Origin of the sequence: Streptomyces sp. NPDC005931, from assembly GCF_042871235.1 — a bacterium.
Classification (GTDB): Bacteria; Actinomycetota; Actinomycetes; order Streptomycetales; family Streptomycetaceae; genus Streptomyces.
This window is the reverse complement of the sequence record NZ_JBIAIG010000002.1, coordinates 775,072-790,727: the sequence shown is the minus strand read 5'-3', so window position 1 is coordinate 790,727 and position 15,656 is coordinate 775,072. Positions and strand designations below refer to the sequence as shown.

Annotated in this window: 15 protein-coding genes; 3 read left to right on the top strand and 12 right to left on the bottom strand. The window is 72.7% G+C overall.

All coding sequences use genetic code 11. The features are described from left to right. Positions 1–14 precede the first annotated feature (14 nt). Positions 15–2,540, bottom strand: coding sequence for an ATP-dependent Clp protease ATP-binding subunit (locus ACFYOV_RS07560; protein WP_389083951.1), 2,526 nt, complete (start codon positions 2,538–2,540; stop codon positions 15–17). A 430-nt stretch (positions 2,541–2,970) separates the two neighbouring features. Here ACFYOV_RS07560 and ACFYOV_RS07555 point away from each other — a divergent pair, with 430 nt between their 5' ends. Continuing rightward, positions 2,971–3,678, top strand: a complete 708-nt coding sequence (locus tag ACFYOV_RS07555; RefSeq protein WP_389084139.1) for an SCO3374 family protein — start codon at positions 2,971–2,973, stop codon at positions 3,676–3,678. 128 nt (positions 3,679–3,806) lie between these two features. Here the strand turns inward: ACFYOV_RS07555 and ACFYOV_RS07550 are convergent, their stop codons facing one another. The 10 genes from ACFYOV_RS07550 to ACFYOV_RS07505 form a co-directional block, all read right to left on the bottom strand. After that, positions 3,807–4,142, bottom strand: coding sequence for an Lsr2 family protein (locus ACFYOV_RS07550; RefSeq protein ID WP_389083948.1), 336 nt, complete (start codon positions 4,140–4,142; stop codon positions 3,807–3,809). Positions 4,143–4,384: 242 nt separating this feature from the next. Next, a complete protein-coding gene (locus ACFYOV_RS07545) occupies positions 4,385–4,918 on the bottom strand; it encodes an amino-acid N-acetyltransferase (RefSeq protein ID WP_389083945.1) in 534 nt (177 codons plus the stop codon). A gap of 9 nt (positions 4,919–4,927) precedes the next feature. Further along, positions 4,928–5,392 carry a BlaI/MecI/CopY family transcriptional regulator gene (locus tag ACFYOV_RS07540; RefSeq protein ID WP_389084138.1) on the bottom strand — a complete coding sequence of 155 codons (465 nt, stop codon included), beginning with the start codon at positions 5,390–5,392 and terminating at the stop codon, positions 4,928–4,930. A 194-nt stretch (positions 5,393–5,586) separates the two neighbouring features. Beyond that, a complete protein-coding gene (locus ACFYOV_RS07535; RefSeq protein WP_389083943.1) occupies positions 5,587–5,742 on the bottom strand; it encodes a hypothetical protein in 156 nt (51 codons plus the stop codon). 46 nt (positions 5,743–5,788) lie between these two features. Then, positions 5,789–6,406 carry a hypothetical protein gene (locus ACFYOV_RS07530; protein ID WP_389084135.1) on the bottom strand — a complete coding sequence of 206 codons (618 nt, stop codon included), beginning with the start codon at positions 6,404–6,406 and terminating at the stop codon, positions 5,789–5,791. 501 nt (positions 6,407–6,907) lie between these two features. Continuing rightward, positions 6,908–7,705: a type III pantothenate kinase gene (locus ACFYOV_RS07525; protein ID WP_389083941.1), complete on the bottom strand. Its 798-nt coding sequence runs from the start codon at positions 7,703–7,705 to the stop codon at positions 6,908–6,910. 4 nt (positions 7,706–7,709) lie between these two features. Then, positions 7,710–8,687: a carboxylating nicotinate-nucleotide diphosphorylase gene (gene nadC, locus ACFYOV_RS07520; protein WP_389083939.1), complete on the bottom strand. Its 978-nt coding sequence runs from the start codon at positions 8,685–8,687 to the stop codon at positions 7,710–7,712. Positions 8,688–8,692: 5 nt separating this feature from the next. Continuing rightward, positions 8,693–10,402, bottom strand: a complete 1,710-nt coding sequence (locus ACFYOV_RS07515; RefSeq protein WP_389083937.1) for an L-aspartate oxidase — start codon at positions 10,400–10,402, stop codon at positions 8,693–8,695. Beyond that, on the bottom strand, positions 10,399–11,415 hold the full coding sequence (gene panC, locus ACFYOV_RS07510) for a pantoate--beta-alanine ligase (RefSeq protein WP_389083934.1): 1,017 nt from the start codon (positions 11,413–11,415) through the stop codon (positions 10,399–10,401). The genes ACFYOV_RS07515 and panC overlap by 4 nt, the downstream gene beginning before the upstream one ends. Beyond that, complete coding sequence (locus tag ACFYOV_RS07505) at positions 11,412–12,344, bottom strand: Rossmann-like and DUF2520 domain-containing protein (RefSeq protein ID WP_389083932.1); 933 nt, start codon at positions 12,342–12,344, stop codon at positions 11,412–11,414. The genes panC and ACFYOV_RS07505 overlap by 4 nt, the downstream gene beginning before the upstream one ends. A 184-nt stretch (positions 12,345–12,528) precedes the next feature. Here ACFYOV_RS07505 and ACFYOV_RS07500 point away from each other — a divergent pair, with 184 nt between their 5' ends. Both ACFYOV_RS07500 and ACFYOV_RS07495 read left to right on the top strand, forming a co-directional pair. Beyond that, the gene (locus ACFYOV_RS07500; RefSeq protein WP_389083930.1) at positions 12,529–13,725 is read left to right on the top strand and encodes a threonine aldolase family protein; all 1,197 of its coding nucleotides are present in this window, start codon (positions 12,529–12,531) and stop codon (positions 13,723–13,725) included. 85 nt (positions 13,726–13,810) lie between these two features. Continuing rightward, positions 13,811–14,917 (top strand): DUF5937 family protein, encoded by a 1,107-nt coding sequence (locus ACFYOV_RS07495; RefSeq protein WP_389083928.1) that lies wholly within the window; start codon positions 13,811–13,813, stop codon positions 14,915–14,917. A 51-nt stretch (positions 14,918–14,968) separates the two neighbouring features. Here the strand turns inward: ACFYOV_RS07495 and ACFYOV_RS07490 are convergent, their stop codons facing one another. Then, positions 14,969–15,604, bottom strand: coding sequence for an AAA family ATPase (locus ACFYOV_RS07490; RefSeq protein WP_389083926.1), 636 nt, complete (start codon positions 15,602–15,604; stop codon positions 14,969–14,971). Between the last annotated feature and the right edge of the window lie 52 nt (positions 15,605–15,656).

Here is a 15,656-nt window from a genome sequence, read left to right as displayed (position 1 = left end):
GCGCGTCAGGACGCCTACGCGTCCTTGCTCAGGTTCGGGCCCGTCCCGCCGGCCGCCTGCTCGATCGGGGGGACGTCGGGCAGGGCCGACTTCTCCTCGCCGCGGAAGGTGAAGGTCTGGGACTCGCCCTCGCCCTCGGTGTCCACGACCACGATGTGACCGGGGCGCAGCTCGCCGAAGAGGATCTTCTCCGACAGCGAGTCCTCGATCTCGCGCTGGATGGTGCGACGCAGCGGACGCGCGCCCAGCACCGGGTCGTAGCCCTTCTTGGCCAGCAGTTCCTTGGCGGACTGGGAGAGCTCGATGCCCATGTCCCGGTCCTTCAGGCGCTCGTCCACCTTGTCGATCATCAGGTCGACGATCCGCAGGATGTCGCCCTGGGTCAGCTGCGGGAAGACCACCACGTCGTCGACACGGTTCAGGAACTCGGGGCGGAAGTGCTGCTTGAGCTCGTCCGACACCTTGTTCTTCATGCGCTCGTAGTTGGTCTTCGTGTCGCCCGCGGCGGCGAAGCCCAGGTTGAAGCCCTTGGAGATGTCCCGGGTGCCGAGGTTGGTCGTCATGATGATGACCGTGTTCTTGAAGTCCACGACCCGGCCCTGGGAGTCGGTCAGACGACCGTCCTCCAGGATCTGCAGCAGCGAGTTGAAGATGTCCGGGTGGGCCTTCTCGACCTCGTCGAAGAGGACGACCGAGAACGGCTTGCGGCGCACCTTCTCCGTCAGCTGACCGCCCTCCTCGTAGCCCACGTAGCCGGGGGGCGAACCGAAGAGACGCGAGACCGTGTGCTTCTCGCTGAACTCCGACATGTCGAGGGAGATCAGCGCGTCCTCGTCGCCGAAGAGGAACTCCGCGAGCGCCTTGGACAGCTCCGTCTTACCGACACCGGACGGGCCGGCGAAGATGAACGAGCCACCCGGACGCTTCGGGTCCTTCAGACCGGCACGGGTCCGGCGGATCGCCTTGGACAGCGCCTTGACCGCGTCGTCCTGGCCGATGACCCGCTTGTGGAGCTCGTCCTCCATGCGGAGCAGGCGGGACGACTCCTCTTCCGTGAGCTTGAAGACGGGGATGCCCGTGGCCGTGGCGAGGACCTCGGCGATCAGCTCGCCGTCGACCTCGGCGACGACGTCCATGTCGCCGGCCTTCCACTCCTTCTCCCGCTTGGCCTTCGCGGCGAGGAGCTGCTTCTCCTTGTCCCGCAGGGAGGCGGCCTTCTCGAAGTCCTGCGAATCGATCGCGGACTCCTTGTCGCGGCGGACACCGGCGATCTTCTCGTCGAACTCGCGCAGGTCCGGCGGCGCGGTCATCCGGCGGATGCGCATCCGGGAGCCGGCCTCGTCGATCAGGTCGATCGCCTTGTCCGGCAGGAAGCGGTCGGAGATGTACCGGTCGGCCAGGGTGGCGGCCTGGACCAGCGCCTCGTCGGTGATGGAGACGCGGTGGTGCGCCTCGTACCGGTCGCGCAGGCCCTTGAGGATCTCGATGGTGTGCGGCAGGGACGGCTCGGCGACCTGGATGGGCTGGAAGCGGCGCTCGAGCGCCGCGTCCTTCTCCAGGTGCTTGCGGTACTCGTCCAGCGTGGTCGCACCGATGGTCTGGAGCTCACCGCGGGCCAGCATCGGCTTGAGGATGCTCGCCGCGTCGATGGCACCCTCGGCGGCGCCCGCACCGACCAGCGTGTGCAGCTCGTCGATGAACAGGATGATGTCGCCGCGGGTGCGGATCTCCTTGAGCACCTTCTTCAGGCGCTCCTCGAAGTCACCGCGGTAGCGGGAGCCGGCGACCAGGGCACCGAGGTCCAGGGTGTAGAGGTGCTTGTCCTTGAGGGTCTCGGGCACCTCGCCCTTGACGATGGCCTGGGCGAGGCCCTCGACGACGGCGGTCTTGCCGACGCCGGGCTCACCGATCAGCACCGGGTTGTTCTTGGTCCGGCGGGACAGCACCTGCATGACCCGCTCGATCTCCTTCTCGCGCCCGATGACCGGGTCGAGCTTGGACTCACGAGCGGCCTGGGTGAGGTTCCGGCCGAACTGGTCGAGGACCAGGGACGTGGAGGGGGTGCCCTCGGCAGGACCGCCGGCGGTGGCGGTCTCCTTGCCCTGGTAACCGGAGAGCAGCTGGATCACCTGCTGCCGCACGCGGTTGAGATCGGCGCCCAGCTTGACGAGGACCTGGGCGGCGACGCCCTCGCCCTCGCGGATCAGGCCGAGCAGGATGTGCTCCGTGCCGATGTAGTTGTGGCCGAGCTGCAGCGCCTCGCGCAGGGACAGCTCCAGGACCTTCTTGGCACGGGGGGTGAAGGGGATGTGGCCGGACGGCGCCTGCTGCCCCTGGCCGATGATCTCCTCCACCTGCTGGCGGACCGCCTCGAGCGAAATCCCGAGGCTCTCAAGGGCCTTGGCGGCGACACCCTCACCCTCGTGGATCAGGCCCAGGAGGATGTGCTCGGTGCCGATGTAGTTGTGGTTGAGCATCCGGGCTTCTTCCTGAGCCAGGACGACAACCCGCCGCGCGCGGTCGGTGAACCTCTCGAACATCGTTAATCGCTCCTCAGAGCGGTCAGGCAGTGGGGGGAACTTCCCCTCCCTGTCCTTCCGCAGCTTAGTCCCGCAAGCGGGGACCGCTCATTCCAACTGCCGACACCGTCGATGGCCTCCTGACCCCGAACGCCGACATCTGCTCCAACCCGATGGTGCGAGACGATGTTCCCGCAGGCCAGGCAGTTACCCCCTTCGCCAGTACGCCGATGGCGAACGTGAGACTCCCTGCCCTGCTCGTCGCCCCCTCCCACTAGGGATGTCTTACCCGCTGCTACGGACGGTCCATGCCGAGTGCACGGGTTCCCTCCGCTACGGGCGAACAACGTTGCGCCTCGCCCCACCCCAGCGCGCCCCCTTGTTCGACACTGTGTGCATTCGTCCAGGAACCCAGCGTAACTTGAACCGACTCGCGGCGGTTGCACGTGGCATGGTCGGCAGCGTCCCCTCCGTCCCCCCGGCAGCCGGGGGCTCAGCCCGCGCCGCGGCCCTCGCGGTGCCGGCACCTCGCCGCCCGCCGGTGCCGGGCGCGGCGGTCCGGCACTGGTACGAGAACGAACTGGGGTGGCCGACGGTGCTCGGGGATGCCGCCGGGGCCGGGTCCGCGGTGCGCCTGGTGGTCGGGGTGCGCTTCGACGTGCTCGACGTGCCGCTCGAGGCCGGGCAGGTGGCCCTGGAGCGGCTGGGGGGCGTGGACCGCGGGTTCCCCGTGGCCGTGCAGGGCGGGCGGATGCGGCTGCTCGTGGCCGCGGGCGGCGCGGAGGAACTGCCGGGGCTGCTGGAGTGGCTGGAGTGGGGCACGCTGGCGCTCGACCTCACCGCGCTCGACGCGGGCGCCCTCATGGACGCTCCGCCGCCCCCCGGAGCCGTGGCCGTCCGTACCGCCGCCCGGCCGCTTCCCCTGGGCCGGGGCGGCACGCAGGGGGCCGCCGTGTGGCTGCGGCCCCCCGAGCCGGGAGACGAGGCCGGGACCTCGCTGCCGGCGCTGTCGGCGACGGGGGGCCGTGCGGGCGCCCCGGATCTCGTGCGGCTGGTGCACACGGTGGCCACGCAGTGCCACCGCCTTCGGCTGCGGCGCGCGGTCGCCGGTCCACCGGCCGTTCGGCGGGACCCACCGCGGGCCGCCGTGCGCGGCTGACGGCCCGGAGGTGACGACCCGGAAGGGACGACCCGGTGTGTGCACTGGGTCGTGTTTCCCGGGTGGTGTTTCGGGTGGAGTTCCCGGTCGGTCGGAACCGGATCGGCCGGGTGGGCCGGTCCGGATGCTCAGCCGTTGGCCTTCTCGTATGCCTCACGGATGGACGCGGGCACACGGCCGCGGTCGTTGACCTCGTAACCGTTCTCCTTCGCCCAGGCGCGGATCGCCGCGGTGTCCTGGCTGCCGCCGGAAGAAGCGCGAGCCTTTCCACGCCCTCCCGAGGAACGGCCTCCGGTACGACGACCGCCCTTCACGTAAGGATCGAGAAGGCCGCGGAGCTTGTCCGCATTGGCGGTGGTGAGATCGATCTCGTACGTCTTGCCGTCCAGCGCGAACGTCACGGTCTCGTCCGCCTCGCCGCCGTCGAGGTCGTCGACAAGAAGGACCTGAACCTTCTGTGCCACCGGATTTCCTTTCATCGATAACTTCAGGGCCGGGGTGTGCCGGCGTCCGCCGTATCGCCGTCCCCTGTTATATGCAGTACTGCAGTACGTCGGAAAGCAAACCGCTTTTCCGGGAAAAACACAAACCCCTGGGAGAGACCGGTCGGCCCGGCACGGTCCGGAAACATGCGCGTTTCGGACATAGGGCACCGGGGCAAGGGGGCGGGGCGGAATCCATGGCGGGAGGCGCGGAGCACCGTCGATCACAGATGCAGAAGCATCCGGCTGTTGCCCAAGGTGTTCGGTTTCACTCGTTCGAGACCGAGGAACTCCGCGACGCCCTCGTCATAGGAACGCAGCAGCTCCGCGTAGACATCCCCGTCGACGGGGGTCTCGCCGATCTCCACGAAGCCGTGCTTGCCGAAGAAGTCGACTTCGAAGGTCAGGCAGAAAACGCGGCGAACACCGAGCCAGCGGGCGGTCTCCAGCAACTTCTCCAGCAGTCGGTGTCCGACGCCGGCGCCCTTCAGGCCGGGCTTCACGGCGAGAGTGCGGACTTCCGCGAGGTCCTCCCACATCACGTGCAGGGCACCGCAGCCGACGACCTCCGCGTTGTCGTCCCGTTCCGCGACCCAGAACTCCTGGATGTCCTCGTAAAGCGTCACCGTGGCTTTGTCGAGCAGGATGCGGTCGCGGACGTACGCGTCGAGGAGACGGCGCACCGCCGGGACATCGCCGGTTCGGGCCCGCCGGACGGTGATGGCTTTTGCGGTGACTTCGGGGCAGTCTGCTGACATGAGCGGACGCTATCGCTCGGGACCGTCCGGCGAGGAGGCGGGGTTGCGTTCGCCGGGTTCGGCATGTTCGGGGGGTTGCGCTTGTCCCGGGCGTTCGGCTTGTTCGCGGGGTTGTGCTTGTTCGGGGGGCCGCGGAGGTTCCGGGGTTTCCGGGAGCTGTGCGATGCGCACCGCGTCCGTGAGAGCCCGGCGCTGTTCCTCGCTCATCATGCCGAAGAAGGCGACGAGAGCGGCGGCGGGGTTGTCGCTCTGCGACCACGCCTCGTTCATCAGCGCGGCGGCGTAGGCGGCGCGAGTGGAGACCGCCTCATATCGATAGGCCCGGCCTTCCGCCTCGCGACGGACCCAGCCCTTCTGATGGAGATTGTCCAAAACGGTCATCACCGTGGTGTAGGCGATGGACCGTTCCTTCTGAAGATCTTCCAGGACTTCTCGAACGGTCACCGGGCGGTTCCACTTCCACACCCGCGTCATGACCGCGTCTTCGAGTTCTCCCAATGGGCGAGGCACTCTCAGAACAATAGTGGGAGATGTGGGTCATGGCGTGCCGGACGTGCGCGTACGGGAGTGAATGACCACAAGAGAGCACAAAAAGGGCGTACGACTCGAAAGCGCGCGACGAGCGCGTGCGGGAGTCGTACGCCGGTGGCGGGGTGCGGTGGCGGGTGTCAGCCCTCGGCCTTGGCGGGGGGCTGGGCCGCGTCCACGACCGCGTCCTCCTTGGCCTTGTTGGCACCGCCCTGGGTCTTCACGATCACCCTGATCACGGCGATGAAGAGAGCGGCCATGACGACCGGGGGCAGGAGCGCGGAGACGTAGTCCATGGATCCAGGGTAGCCAGGGCGGCGGCGGTGCGTGGACGGGGTGGGGTCAGCCGGCGGCCAGCCGGTGGTCCGCCGGGGGCGGGGTCGGTTTGCGGCGGGGGAAGACCTCGCCCGGGGTGGGGATGGGACGGCTCGGCCTCGGGGTGCCGGGGGCCGGGGCCGGGGTGGCCGGCTTCGCCGGCTTCTGCGCGGGCTTCTTTTTGTCGGGATCCTCGGTGGCGCCGCCGGGGAGGGAGAGGAGACGGGTCCGGGAGGCGGGGACGGTGGCCGCGCGGGGCGTGCGGACGGACAGCCGGGCCGAGAGCCGGGCGCGCACGTCCTGCTCGGCGAGCAGGGCGCAGCGGTCCAGGAGGGCGGCGGCGGTGGGGTTGCCGCGCAGGGCGCGCAGCGCGGCGAGGTCGTCGGGGCGGGGGCGGTAGCCGGCACCCAGGGCCTCGTCCAGGAGCGTGAGGTAGCCGGCGGCGGTGCCGGGGAGGGCGGCCCGGTAGCGGCCGAGGTCGGCCACGAGGAAGGCGCGCAGCCGGGCACTCTCCCGCGCCGCCTCGTCCAGGGACTCGGCGAGGCGTAGGCAGTCCTGGACGTCGTCGGCCTTGGCGGAGGTGGGGTGGAGGGCGAGGGCGAGGGCGCGGCGGAGCACACGCAGCTCCTCCGGGCCGAACGCCATGCCGCCGCGGGATCCGTAGGGCGTGGGCATGCGGTGACGATACGCGCTAATCAGACAAACACGGCATAGCGGGCGGGGTGTGGCGTGGGGGTGCCACTCGGGTGGGGGTGAGGGGGGAGGCGGCCGGTGGGGTGGCGAGGCGCCGGCGTCGAGACCGACGCCGACCGCCCGGTGCATCTCCCACGTGAGGACCGCCTCCGCCGCCCGGCGGCGCGCTGGGCGGGGGTGAGCCGGACCCGACTCCGCACCGGGCTTCGCCTCGCTCGCGGCCGACGGTGCCTGCTGCGAGGGTCCGTGGGGGAGGCGGCCGGTGGGGGTGGCCGGGGGGCCGGGGTGGAGGCCGGTGGGAAGGCGGGGCGAGAGCGGGGGACGGTGGGCGCGGCGGCATCCCGTACCGCCGGGGCCGCTCCACCCACCCGCGCCCGCGTCCGCGCCCGCCTCGGGCCTCCCGGCAGGGCCAGGCCGGGTGACCCGCGCCTCGGCCCGCGCCGACGCCGGGCGCTACAGCCGTGACACGTTCCGCTCGTACACCAGGCGCAGGCCGATCAGCGTCAGCCACGGCTCGTGCTCGTCGATGACCGAGGATTCGCCCAGGACCATCGGCGCCAGTCCGCCCGTCGCGATCACCGTGACGTCGTCGGGGTCGTCGGCGAGTTCGCGGGCCATGCGGTTGACCACGCCGTCGACCTGGCCGGCGAAGCCGTAGATGATGCCGGACTGCATCGCCTCGACCGTGTTCTTGCCGATGACGCTGCGGGGGCGGGCCACCTCGATCTTGCGGAGCTGGGCGCCCCGGACGCCGAGTGCCTCCACGGAGATCTCGATGCCGGGGGCGATGACGCCGCCGACGTACTCGCCTCGCGCGCTGACCGCGTCGAACGTCGTCGCCGTGCCGAAGTCCACGACGATCGCCGGGCCGCCGAAGAGGTCCACCGCGGCGACCGCGTTGATGATGCGGTCCGCGCCCACCTCCTTGGGGTTGTCGGTGAGGATCGGCACCCCCGTCTTGACGCCCGGCTCGACCAGCACCGCCGGCACGTCGCCGTAGTAGCGGCGGGTCACCTCGCGCAGCTCGTGCAGGACCGAGGGGACGGTCGCGCAGATGGCGATGCCGTCGATGCCGTCGCCCAGCTCGTCGCCCAGGAGCGGGTGCATGCCCATGAGGCCCTGGAGGAGGACCGCGAGTTCGTCGGCGGTGCGGCGCGCGTCCGTGGAGATGCGCCAGTGCTCGACGATGTCCTCGCCGTCGAACAGGCCCAGGACGGTGTGCGTGTTGCCCACGTCGATCGTCAGCAGCATGGCCCTACTCCGCCGCTCGCAGGTCCAGGCCGATGTCCAGGATGGGAGCGGAGTGGGTGAGGGCTCCCACGGCCAGGTAGTCGACGCCCGTGTCGGCGTACGCCCTGGCGTTGGCGAGGGTGAGGCGGCCGGAGGCCTCCAGGGCGGCACGGCCGGCGACGAGGGCCACCGCCTCCTCGCACTCGCCCGGCGTGAAGTTGTCCAGCAGGATCAGGTCGGCGCCGGCGTCCACGACCTCGCGGAGCTGGTGCAGGGTGTCGACCTCGACCTCGATGGGGACGTCGGGGAAGCGCTCACGGACCGCCTTGAACGCCTGGGCGACGCCGCCGGCCGCGACCACGTGGTTGTCCTTGACCAGCGCCGCGTCCGAGAGGGACATGCGGTGGTTGACGCCGCCGCCGCAGCGCACGGCGAACTTCTCCAGGCTGCGCAGGCCGGGCGTGGTCTTGCGGGTGTCGCGGACCTCGGCCTTCGTGCCCTCCAGGACGTCCGCCCACGCGCGCGTGGCGGTCGCGATGCCGGAGAGGCGGCACAGGAGGTTCAGCGCGCTGCGCTCGGCCGTGAGCAGGTCACGGGTGCGGGCGGTGACGGAGAGGAGCTTCTGGCCCGCCGCCACGCGGTCGCCGTCCTCCACGTGGCGTTCGACCTCGAACTCCTCCGCGCAGACGACCGACATGACCGCCTCGGCGACCCGCAGGCCCGCCACGGTGCCCGCCTCCCGCGCGGTGAAGTCGGCGGTGGCGACGGCGTCCTCCGGGATGGTCGCGACCGTGGTCACGTCCACGCCGTGGGCCAGGTCCTCCTGGATGGCGACGTTGGCGATGTCCTCGACCTCCACCGGGTCGAGACCCGCGTCGGCCAGGAGCTGGGCGAGCGCGGGGTCGAGGCCGCACTCCAGGTATGCCTCGTCGGCGTCCGCGCCGCAGCCGCAGCCGTCGCCGCAGCCACCGGACGGGACGAGGGGAAGGTCGGGGGTGGTCACTGCTGTCACTGCTCCTGGGGGGCCTGGGGAGGGAGGGTCGGTGGGAAGTCTGTGGTGTCGGTGGCGTGCACCGCCAGCGTGCGGTCGGGATTGAGCCGTACGACGATGTGGCGGCGCCAGGCCGTGTCGTCGCGGCCGGGGTGGTCCTCCCGCCAGTGGCAGCCGCGGGTCTCCTCGCGCCGTTGTGCGGCGGCGACCAGGACACGGGCCACGCACATGAGGTTGGTGGCTTCCCAGGTGTCGACGCCGGGCTCGGCGGTCTTGCCGTTCTCGTCCAGGGCGTCGCGGGCGTCGGCGTGCAGGCGCTGGAGTTCGTCGGCCGCGCGGGAGAGGGAGGCCGCCGAGCGCAGGACGCCGGCGCCCCGGGTCATGGTCCGCTGGATGGCGAAGCGGGCCTCGGGGGGCAGGAGGGGGTGCGCGGGACGGTCCACGGTGGGCAGCGGCTGCGGCACGCGCGCGTGCAGGGTGTTCCCGGCGATGTCGGCGGCGATGCGCTCGGCGTAGACCAGGCCCTCCAGCAGGGAGTTGGAGGCCAGGCGGTTGGCGCCGTGCACGCCGGTGCAGGCGACCTCGCCGCACGCGTACAGGCCGGGGACGGTGGTCCGACCGTGGGAGTCGGTGCGCACGCCGCCGGAGGCGTAGTGGGCGGCCGGGGCGACGGGGACGGGCTCGGTGACCGGGTCGATGCCGTGGGCGCGGCAGGCGGCGAGGATCGTCGGAAAGCGGTGCTCCCACATCTCGGCGCCGAAGTGGCGGGCGTCGAGGTACATGTGCTCGGCGTCCTGCTCCTGCATGCGGCGCATGATGCCCTTGGCGACGATGTCGCGCGGGGCGAGCTCGGCCAGCTCGTGCTGGCCCTGCATGAAGCGCACGCCGTCCGCGTCCACCAGGTGGGCGCCCTCCCCGCGCACCGCCTCCGAGACCAGGGGCTGCTGTCCCTCGGCGTCCGGGCCGAGGAAGAGGACCGTGGGGTGGAACTGGACGAACTCCAGATCGCTGACCTCGGCTCCCGCGCGCAGGGCGAGTGCCACGCCGTCGCCGGTGGAGACGGACGGGTTGGTGGTGGCGGAGAAGACCTGGCCCATGCCGCCGGTGGCGAGGACCACCGCCGGGGCGTGCACCGCCCCCACGCCGTCGTGCTGGCCCTCGCCCATGACGTGCAGGGTCACGCCCGCGGTGCGGCCGTTCTCGTCCGTCAGCAGGTCCAGGACCAGGGCGTTCTCGATGGTGCGCATCCCACGCGCGCGTACCGCCTCGACCAGGGCGCGGGAGATCTCCGCGCCGGTGGCGTCACCGCCCGCGTGGGCGATGCGGCGACGGTGGTGGCCTCCCTCGCGGGTCAGTTCCAGGCGGCCCTCGGCGGACTCGTCGAACTGCGCGCCGGTGGCGATCAGCCGGCGGACGGCGTCGGGGCCCTCGGTGACGAGGATGCGCACGGCCTCCTCGTCGCACAGGCCCGCGCCGGCGACCAGGGTGTCGTCCAGGTGCTGCTCGGGGGTGTCGCCCTCGCCGAGCGCCGCGGCGATGCCGCCCTGCGCCCAGCGCGTGGAGCCGTCGTCCAGGCGGGCCTTGGTGACCACGACGGTGGTCAGGCCGGCGGCCTCGCAGCGCAGTGCGGCGGTCAGGCCGGCGACACCGGAGCCGACGACCACCACGTCCGCGTCGATGGACCACCCGGGCGCGGGGGCGTGCAGTCGTATGCCTGTGCTGGTCACGAGGCGGCTCCGAACGTTCCGAAGGTCAGCGGGATGTTGTCGATGAGCCGGGTGCTGCCGACCCGGCCGGCCACCGCGAGGACGGCCTCGCCGGTGAAGTCGTCGCCGATCTCGGTGAAGTCGGCGGGGTCGACGAGCGCCAGGTAGTCCAGCGTCAGGGGCGGGTCCAGTCGGGCGGCCTCGTCGAGGACCTGGCGGGCGGCGGCGCGGACGGCCGCCGGGCCGCCCGCCGCGGTGGCGACCGCGTGGGCGTCGGCCGCCGCGCGGGACTCCCCTATGGCGCTGAGCGCCTCGGCACGCGCACGCGTGGAGGGCACCTCCCGCGCCCGCGCCCGCAGCGCCTCCTGGGCGGCGTGCCGGTCACGGCCCGCGAACAGGGCACGGGACAGGGTGAGGGCGGTGCGCCGCTCCCGCGGGGAGAGGTAGCGGTTGCGGCTGGACAGGGCGAGGCCGTCCTCCTCGCGCACGGTGGGCACGCCGACGATCTCGACGCGGAAGTCCAGGTCGCGCACCATGCGCCGGATGAGGGCGAGCTGCTGGGCGTCCTTCTGCCCGAAGAACGCCACGTCGGGGCGGGTCAGGTGGAGCAGCTTGGCGACGACGGTGAGCATGCCGTCGAAGTGGCCGGGGCGCGCGGCGCCCTCGAGGCGTTCGCCCATGGCCCCCGCGCGCAGGCCGATCTCCGGCCTGCCGCCCGGGTACATGTCGTCGACCGACGGCGCGAACACGATGTCGGCGCCCGCCTGCTCCGCGGTCTTCAGGTCGGCGTCGAGGGTGCGCGGGTAGCGTTCGAGGTCCTCGCCGGCGCCGAACTGCAGCGGGTTGACGAAGACGGTGACAGTCACGAAGCCGTCCCGGCCCACGTGCCCGCGCGCCGCGCGGATCAGCGTCGCGTGGCCCTCGTGCAGGGCGCCCATCGTCATCACGACGGCGGTGCGGCCCGGCACGGCGAAGTGGTCCAGGACGTAACCCAGGTCCTCGGTGGTCGGGACGAGTTCGAAGGCGCGGCTCATTGGTCTCCCCGGTTCTCGGGCAGCTCCGCTCCTTCGGCGAGCACGCCCAGCAGGTCTTCGGCACGTTCCGGCTTCAGCAGGCCGTGGGCGAGCGCCCGATCGGCGGTCGCGCGGGCCATCGCCAGATAGCCGGCGACGGTCTGCGGGGCGTGCCGGCGCAGTTCGGCGACGTGCGCCGCCACCGTGCCCGCGTCACCGCGCGCGACGGGACCGGTCAGGGCCGCGTCGCCGGAGCGCAGGGCGTTGTCGAGGGCGGCGCCCAGCAACGGGCCGAGCATCCGGTCGGGGGCGCCTACGCCGGCGGTGCGCAGCAGTTCCATGGACTGGGCGACGAGAGTCACCAGATGGTTGGCGCCCAGGGCGAGGGCCGCGTGGTAGAGCGGGCGGTTCTCCTCGGCGATCCACTCCGGTTCGCCGCCCATCTCGATGACCAGGGCCTCGGCGGCCAGCCGCAGCTCCTCGGGGGCGGTGACGCCGAAGGAGCAGCCGGCCAGCCGCTGCACGTCGACGGGGGTGCCGGTGAAGGTCATCGCCGGGTGCAGCGCGAGGGGCAGCGCGCCGACCCGCAGGGCGGGGTCCAGCACCTTGGCGCCGTACCGCCCGGAGGTGTGCACCAGGAGCTGTCCGGGGCGCACCGCGCCGGTGTCGGCGAGTCCGGACACCAGGCCGGGCAGGGCGTCGTCCGGGACGGTGAGCAGCACCAGCTCGGACCGCTGGACGACCTCGGCGGGCGGCAGCACCGGCACGTCGGGGAGCAGTTGCTCCGCCCGCCTGCGGGAGGCGGCGGAGACGGCGGAGACGGCCACCGGGCGGTGCCCGGCGAGCTGGAGGGAGGCGGCCAGGGCGGGACCCACGCGTCCGGCGCCTACGACGCCGACGGTGAGCCGCGCGGGGCGGTCCCTGGGATCGGGCTGTGGGGTTGTGTTCACGCGACGGCGGCCTTCCCGTTCCAGTCCGCTCGGGGTACCGGACGATTTCTCGTCATGTTAACGCGATCGGTTCCGGGGTCGTTCCGTTGTCCACAGGCTGTGGGTTTCCGTGCGCCGTCGTCGCACACGCGCGTGCGGAAATGGTGGGGTGACCGCGCGGAGGGGGCGCGGGATGATCACGGGCATGAGCGATGCGGCGGAACGGGGCGGCGGGGACGAGGAACCGGGCGGGGCGGAGCCGGACGGGGCGCGCAGGGCGGAGCGGCGCGCGGCCGCCGCCCGGCACGCCGGGCGGGTGTTCTCCCGCCCCGGCTTCCGGAGCACGATCCGGGAGCGGCTGGCGCTGCTCCAGGAGGCCGCGCCCGAGGTGTACGACCTGGACAGTCCGGCCGACATGTACGGCAACGGCGTCGTCGAGGTCCTGGAGGAGCGGGTCGCGGCGCTGCTGGGCACGGAGGCAGCGGTGTTCTTCCCGACCGGCACGATGGCCCAGCAGGTGGCGCTGCGCTGCTGGGCGGGGCGCACCGGCAGCCCCGCGGTCGCGCTGCACGCACTGTCCCACCCCGAGGTGCACGAGCGGCACGCGTTCAGCACCGTCAGCGGGTTGCGCCCGCTGCGGGTGACCGCCGAGCCGCGGTTGCCGACGGCGGAGGAAATCCGCGGGTTCGACGAGCCCTTCGGGGCGCTGATGCTGGAACTGCCGCTCCGGGAGGCCGGTTTCGTCCTGCCCGCGTGGGAGGAGCTGACCCGGGTGGTGGACGCCGCGCGGGAACGGGACGCGGTGGTGCACTTCGACGGGGCGCGCCTGTGGGAGTGCACCGCCCACTTCGGCCGCCCCCTGGACGAGATCGCGGGCCTCGCCGACAGCGTCTACGTCTCGTTCTACAAGTCCCTCGACGGCTTCGGCGGTGCCGCGCTCGCGGGCCCCGGGGCGCTGGTGGAGGAGGCGAGGGCCTGGCGCCACCGGTACGGCGGTCAGGTCTTCCAGCAGTTCCCCACGGTGCTGTCGGCCCTCGTCGGCCTGGAGCGCGAGCTGCCCCGGCTGCCGCGGTACGTGGCCCACGCGCGCGTGGTCGCCGCCGCGCTGCGCGAGGGGTTCGCCGAGGCCGGGGTGCCCTGGGCGCGCGTGCACCCCGAGGAGCCGCACACCCACGAGTTCCAGCTCTGGCTGCCCTACGACGCCGACCTGCTCGCCGAGGCGGCGGTGCTCCAGGGCGAGGAGACGGGGACCATGCCCTTCACCGCCGCCTGGGAGCGCACCGGCCCGGGCCTGGCCCGCACCGAGGTCTCGGTGCGGGCGGCCGGCCTCGAGTGGACCGTCGCGGACGTGCGGGCGGCGGTCGCGGACTTCGTCACCCGGCTGCGGGCACTGGCCGGCTGACCGGTGCGACGGGCCCGTCCGCGGCGGCTCGGGCGGCTCGGGCGAAGGGTGCCGTGGTGTCAGTGGCGGGGTGCACCATGTGGGCATGAGCGTGAGCATCGACGTCACGGGGCTGCGGCCGGAGCGGGTGGCCGCCGTGCCCTCACCCCTGGCCGAGCTCGGCATGGCGTTGCACGCGCTGTCCGAGCCGGGGCACCACCCGGGACTCCAGGGCTGGGTGACGGGGGTGACCGCGCGGCTCGACCCGCATCTGGCGGACCGGATGTGCGAGGCCGACTTCCTGTGGCGGACGACCTTCTCGGACCTGTTCCTGCCGTGCGCCGGTCTCCCGGGCGGGGCCGCGCTCCCGGGCAGCACCCTCGCCGAGGACCTGGACCTGCTGGACAAGCTGTCGGACGAGCAGTTCGTGGACGCCGCCCTGGAGTTCACCTGCGCCCTCCCCTACGGCACGCCGGGCCCCGGTCCGCTCACCGACAAGGCACTGCGCCGCCGTTCGCTCGAACTTGCGGCCGCGCGGGGGCCGGGGCAACTGCGGTTCACCGAGCGGCTGCTGGCCGACCCGCCCAGGATCCGCACCTGGCTGCGGCAGTTCCTGCGGGACTGCGACGAGGCGTTCTTCGCGGAGGCGTGGTCCCGGCTGCGCCACCAACTCGCCGCGGACGCCCGCCACAAGACGGACGTGCTGCGGCACAAGGGGCTCGCCGGGGCCCTGGCCGCAGTGTCCCCCGCGGTCACACTCGACGAGACCACCGCCCGCGTCACCGTGGACAAGCTCGGCGAGGACCGCACGGCCACGGGCGGCGGCGGCCTGCTGCTGATCCCCACGAGCCTGGGCTGGCCGCACCTGATGGTCCTGCACCGGTACGGCTGGCAGCCGGTGCTGCACTACCCGGTCGGCTCCCCCGGGCTCGCCGCCCCGCCGACGGTCGAGCAGCTGGGCCTGCGGATGACCGCCCTGTCCCACCCCGTCCGCATGCGCATGTGCCGTCACCTCGCCCGCAGCGCGTACACCACCGGCGAGCTGGCGCAGGTGCACGGCATGACGGCCCCGGAGATATCCCGGCACCTGGGGGTGCTGAAGAAGGCGGGGCTGGTGACCACGCGCCGCCGGGGGCGCTACGTGCTGCACCAACTGGACGTGACGGTCGTGGCCCGGCTGGGCAGCGACTTCCTGGAGGGGCTCCTGCGCTGAGCGTGGGCAGCGCCGCCGCCGTGCTCCCCGCCGGGCGAGGCGGAGGCGAGCTCAGTCGAAGCGGATGTGCCGGATGCCGACGCCCGCCTGCCGCAGCCGGGTGCGCAGACGGCCCTCGCGGTGGGGGCGCAGGGTCAGTCCGGCCAGTACGGCGATGCGGTCCGCCGTCTTCGGCACGGTCGTGCGGTCCGTCCACAGGTGTTCGGCGAACTCCGGCTCGGCGAGCCGTTCCAGGCAGTGGTCGAGCCGCCGCACCGCCCAGCTCTCCCGGCGCAGGCCCGCGTCCCGCCCGCCGCCGACGTACCGCAGCAGGTGCCCGAAGCCGCGCTCGCGCAGCCGGCGCAGCACGGTCTCGCGTTCGGCGAGGAGGGTGAAGTGCCGGACGTCGTGGCCCAGTGCGCGCAGCCGGCCGACGGTCTCGGCGAAATGGCCGGAGTCCGTGACGGTCATCGGCGCGATCACCACGCCGTCGTGCCGGGTGAGGGCGAGGTCGAGGACCTCGACGACGCCCTGCCGCCAGGAGGCCAGGTCCTGGAAGTCGTCGCGCAGTTCGGGCGGGAGCATGCGGCGCAGGCCGAAACCGGCGTGCTCCGGGTCGCAGATGACACTGCCGGGCAGGCGGCGCCGTATCTCGTGTGCGGTCTGTGTCTTGCCGCCCCCGAAAGGGCCGTTGATCCACAGGAGCATGCGCAGACCCTACCGACGCCGGGCCCTTCGGTCAGCCGGGTCCGCAAGACGG

Coding starts and splice junctions, on each gene's coding strand:
- ACFYOV_RS07560 (WP_389083951.1), bottom strand. CDS start 2,540: ATGTTCGAGAGGTTCACCGACCGCGCGCGGCGGGTTGTCGTCCTGGCT.
- ACFYOV_RS07555 (WP_389084139.1), top strand. CDS start 2,971: ATGGTCGGCAGCGTCCCCTCCGTCCCCCCGGCAGCCGGGGGCTCAGCC.
- ACFYOV_RS07545 (WP_389083945.1), bottom strand. CDS start 4,918: ATGTCAGCAGACTGCCCCGAAGTCACCGCAAAAGCCATCACCGTCCGG.
- ACFYOV_RS07540 (WP_389084138.1), bottom strand. CDS start 5,392: ATGACGCGGGTGTGGAAGTGGAACCGCCCGGTGACCGTTCGAGAAGTC.
- ACFYOV_RS07535 (WP_389083943.1), bottom strand. CDS start 5,742: ATGGACTACGTCTCCGCGCTCCTGCCCCCGGTCGTCATGGCCGCTCTC.
- ACFYOV_RS07530 (WP_389084135.1), bottom strand. CDS start 6,406: ATGGCGTTCGGCCCGGAGGAGCTGCGTGTGCTCCGCCGCGCCCTCGCC.
- ACFYOV_RS07525 (WP_389083941.1), bottom strand. CDS start 7,705: ATGCTGCTGACGATCGACGTGGGCAACACGCACACCGTCCTGGGCCTG.
- panC (WP_389083934.1), bottom strand. CDS start 11,415: ATGAGCCGCGCCTTCGAACTCGTCCCGACCACCGAGGACCTGGGTTAC.
- ACFYOV_RS07500 (WP_389083930.1), top strand. CDS start 12,529: ATGAGCGATGCGGCGGAACGGGGCGGCGGGGACGAGGAACCGGGCGGG.
- ACFYOV_RS07495 (WP_389083928.1), top strand. CDS start 13,811: ATGAGCGTGAGCATCGACGTCACGGGGCTGCGGCCGGAGCGGGTGGCC.
- ACFYOV_RS07490 (WP_389083926.1), bottom strand. CDS start 15,604: ATGCTCCTGTGGATCAACGGCCCTTTCGGGGGCGGCAAGACACAGACC.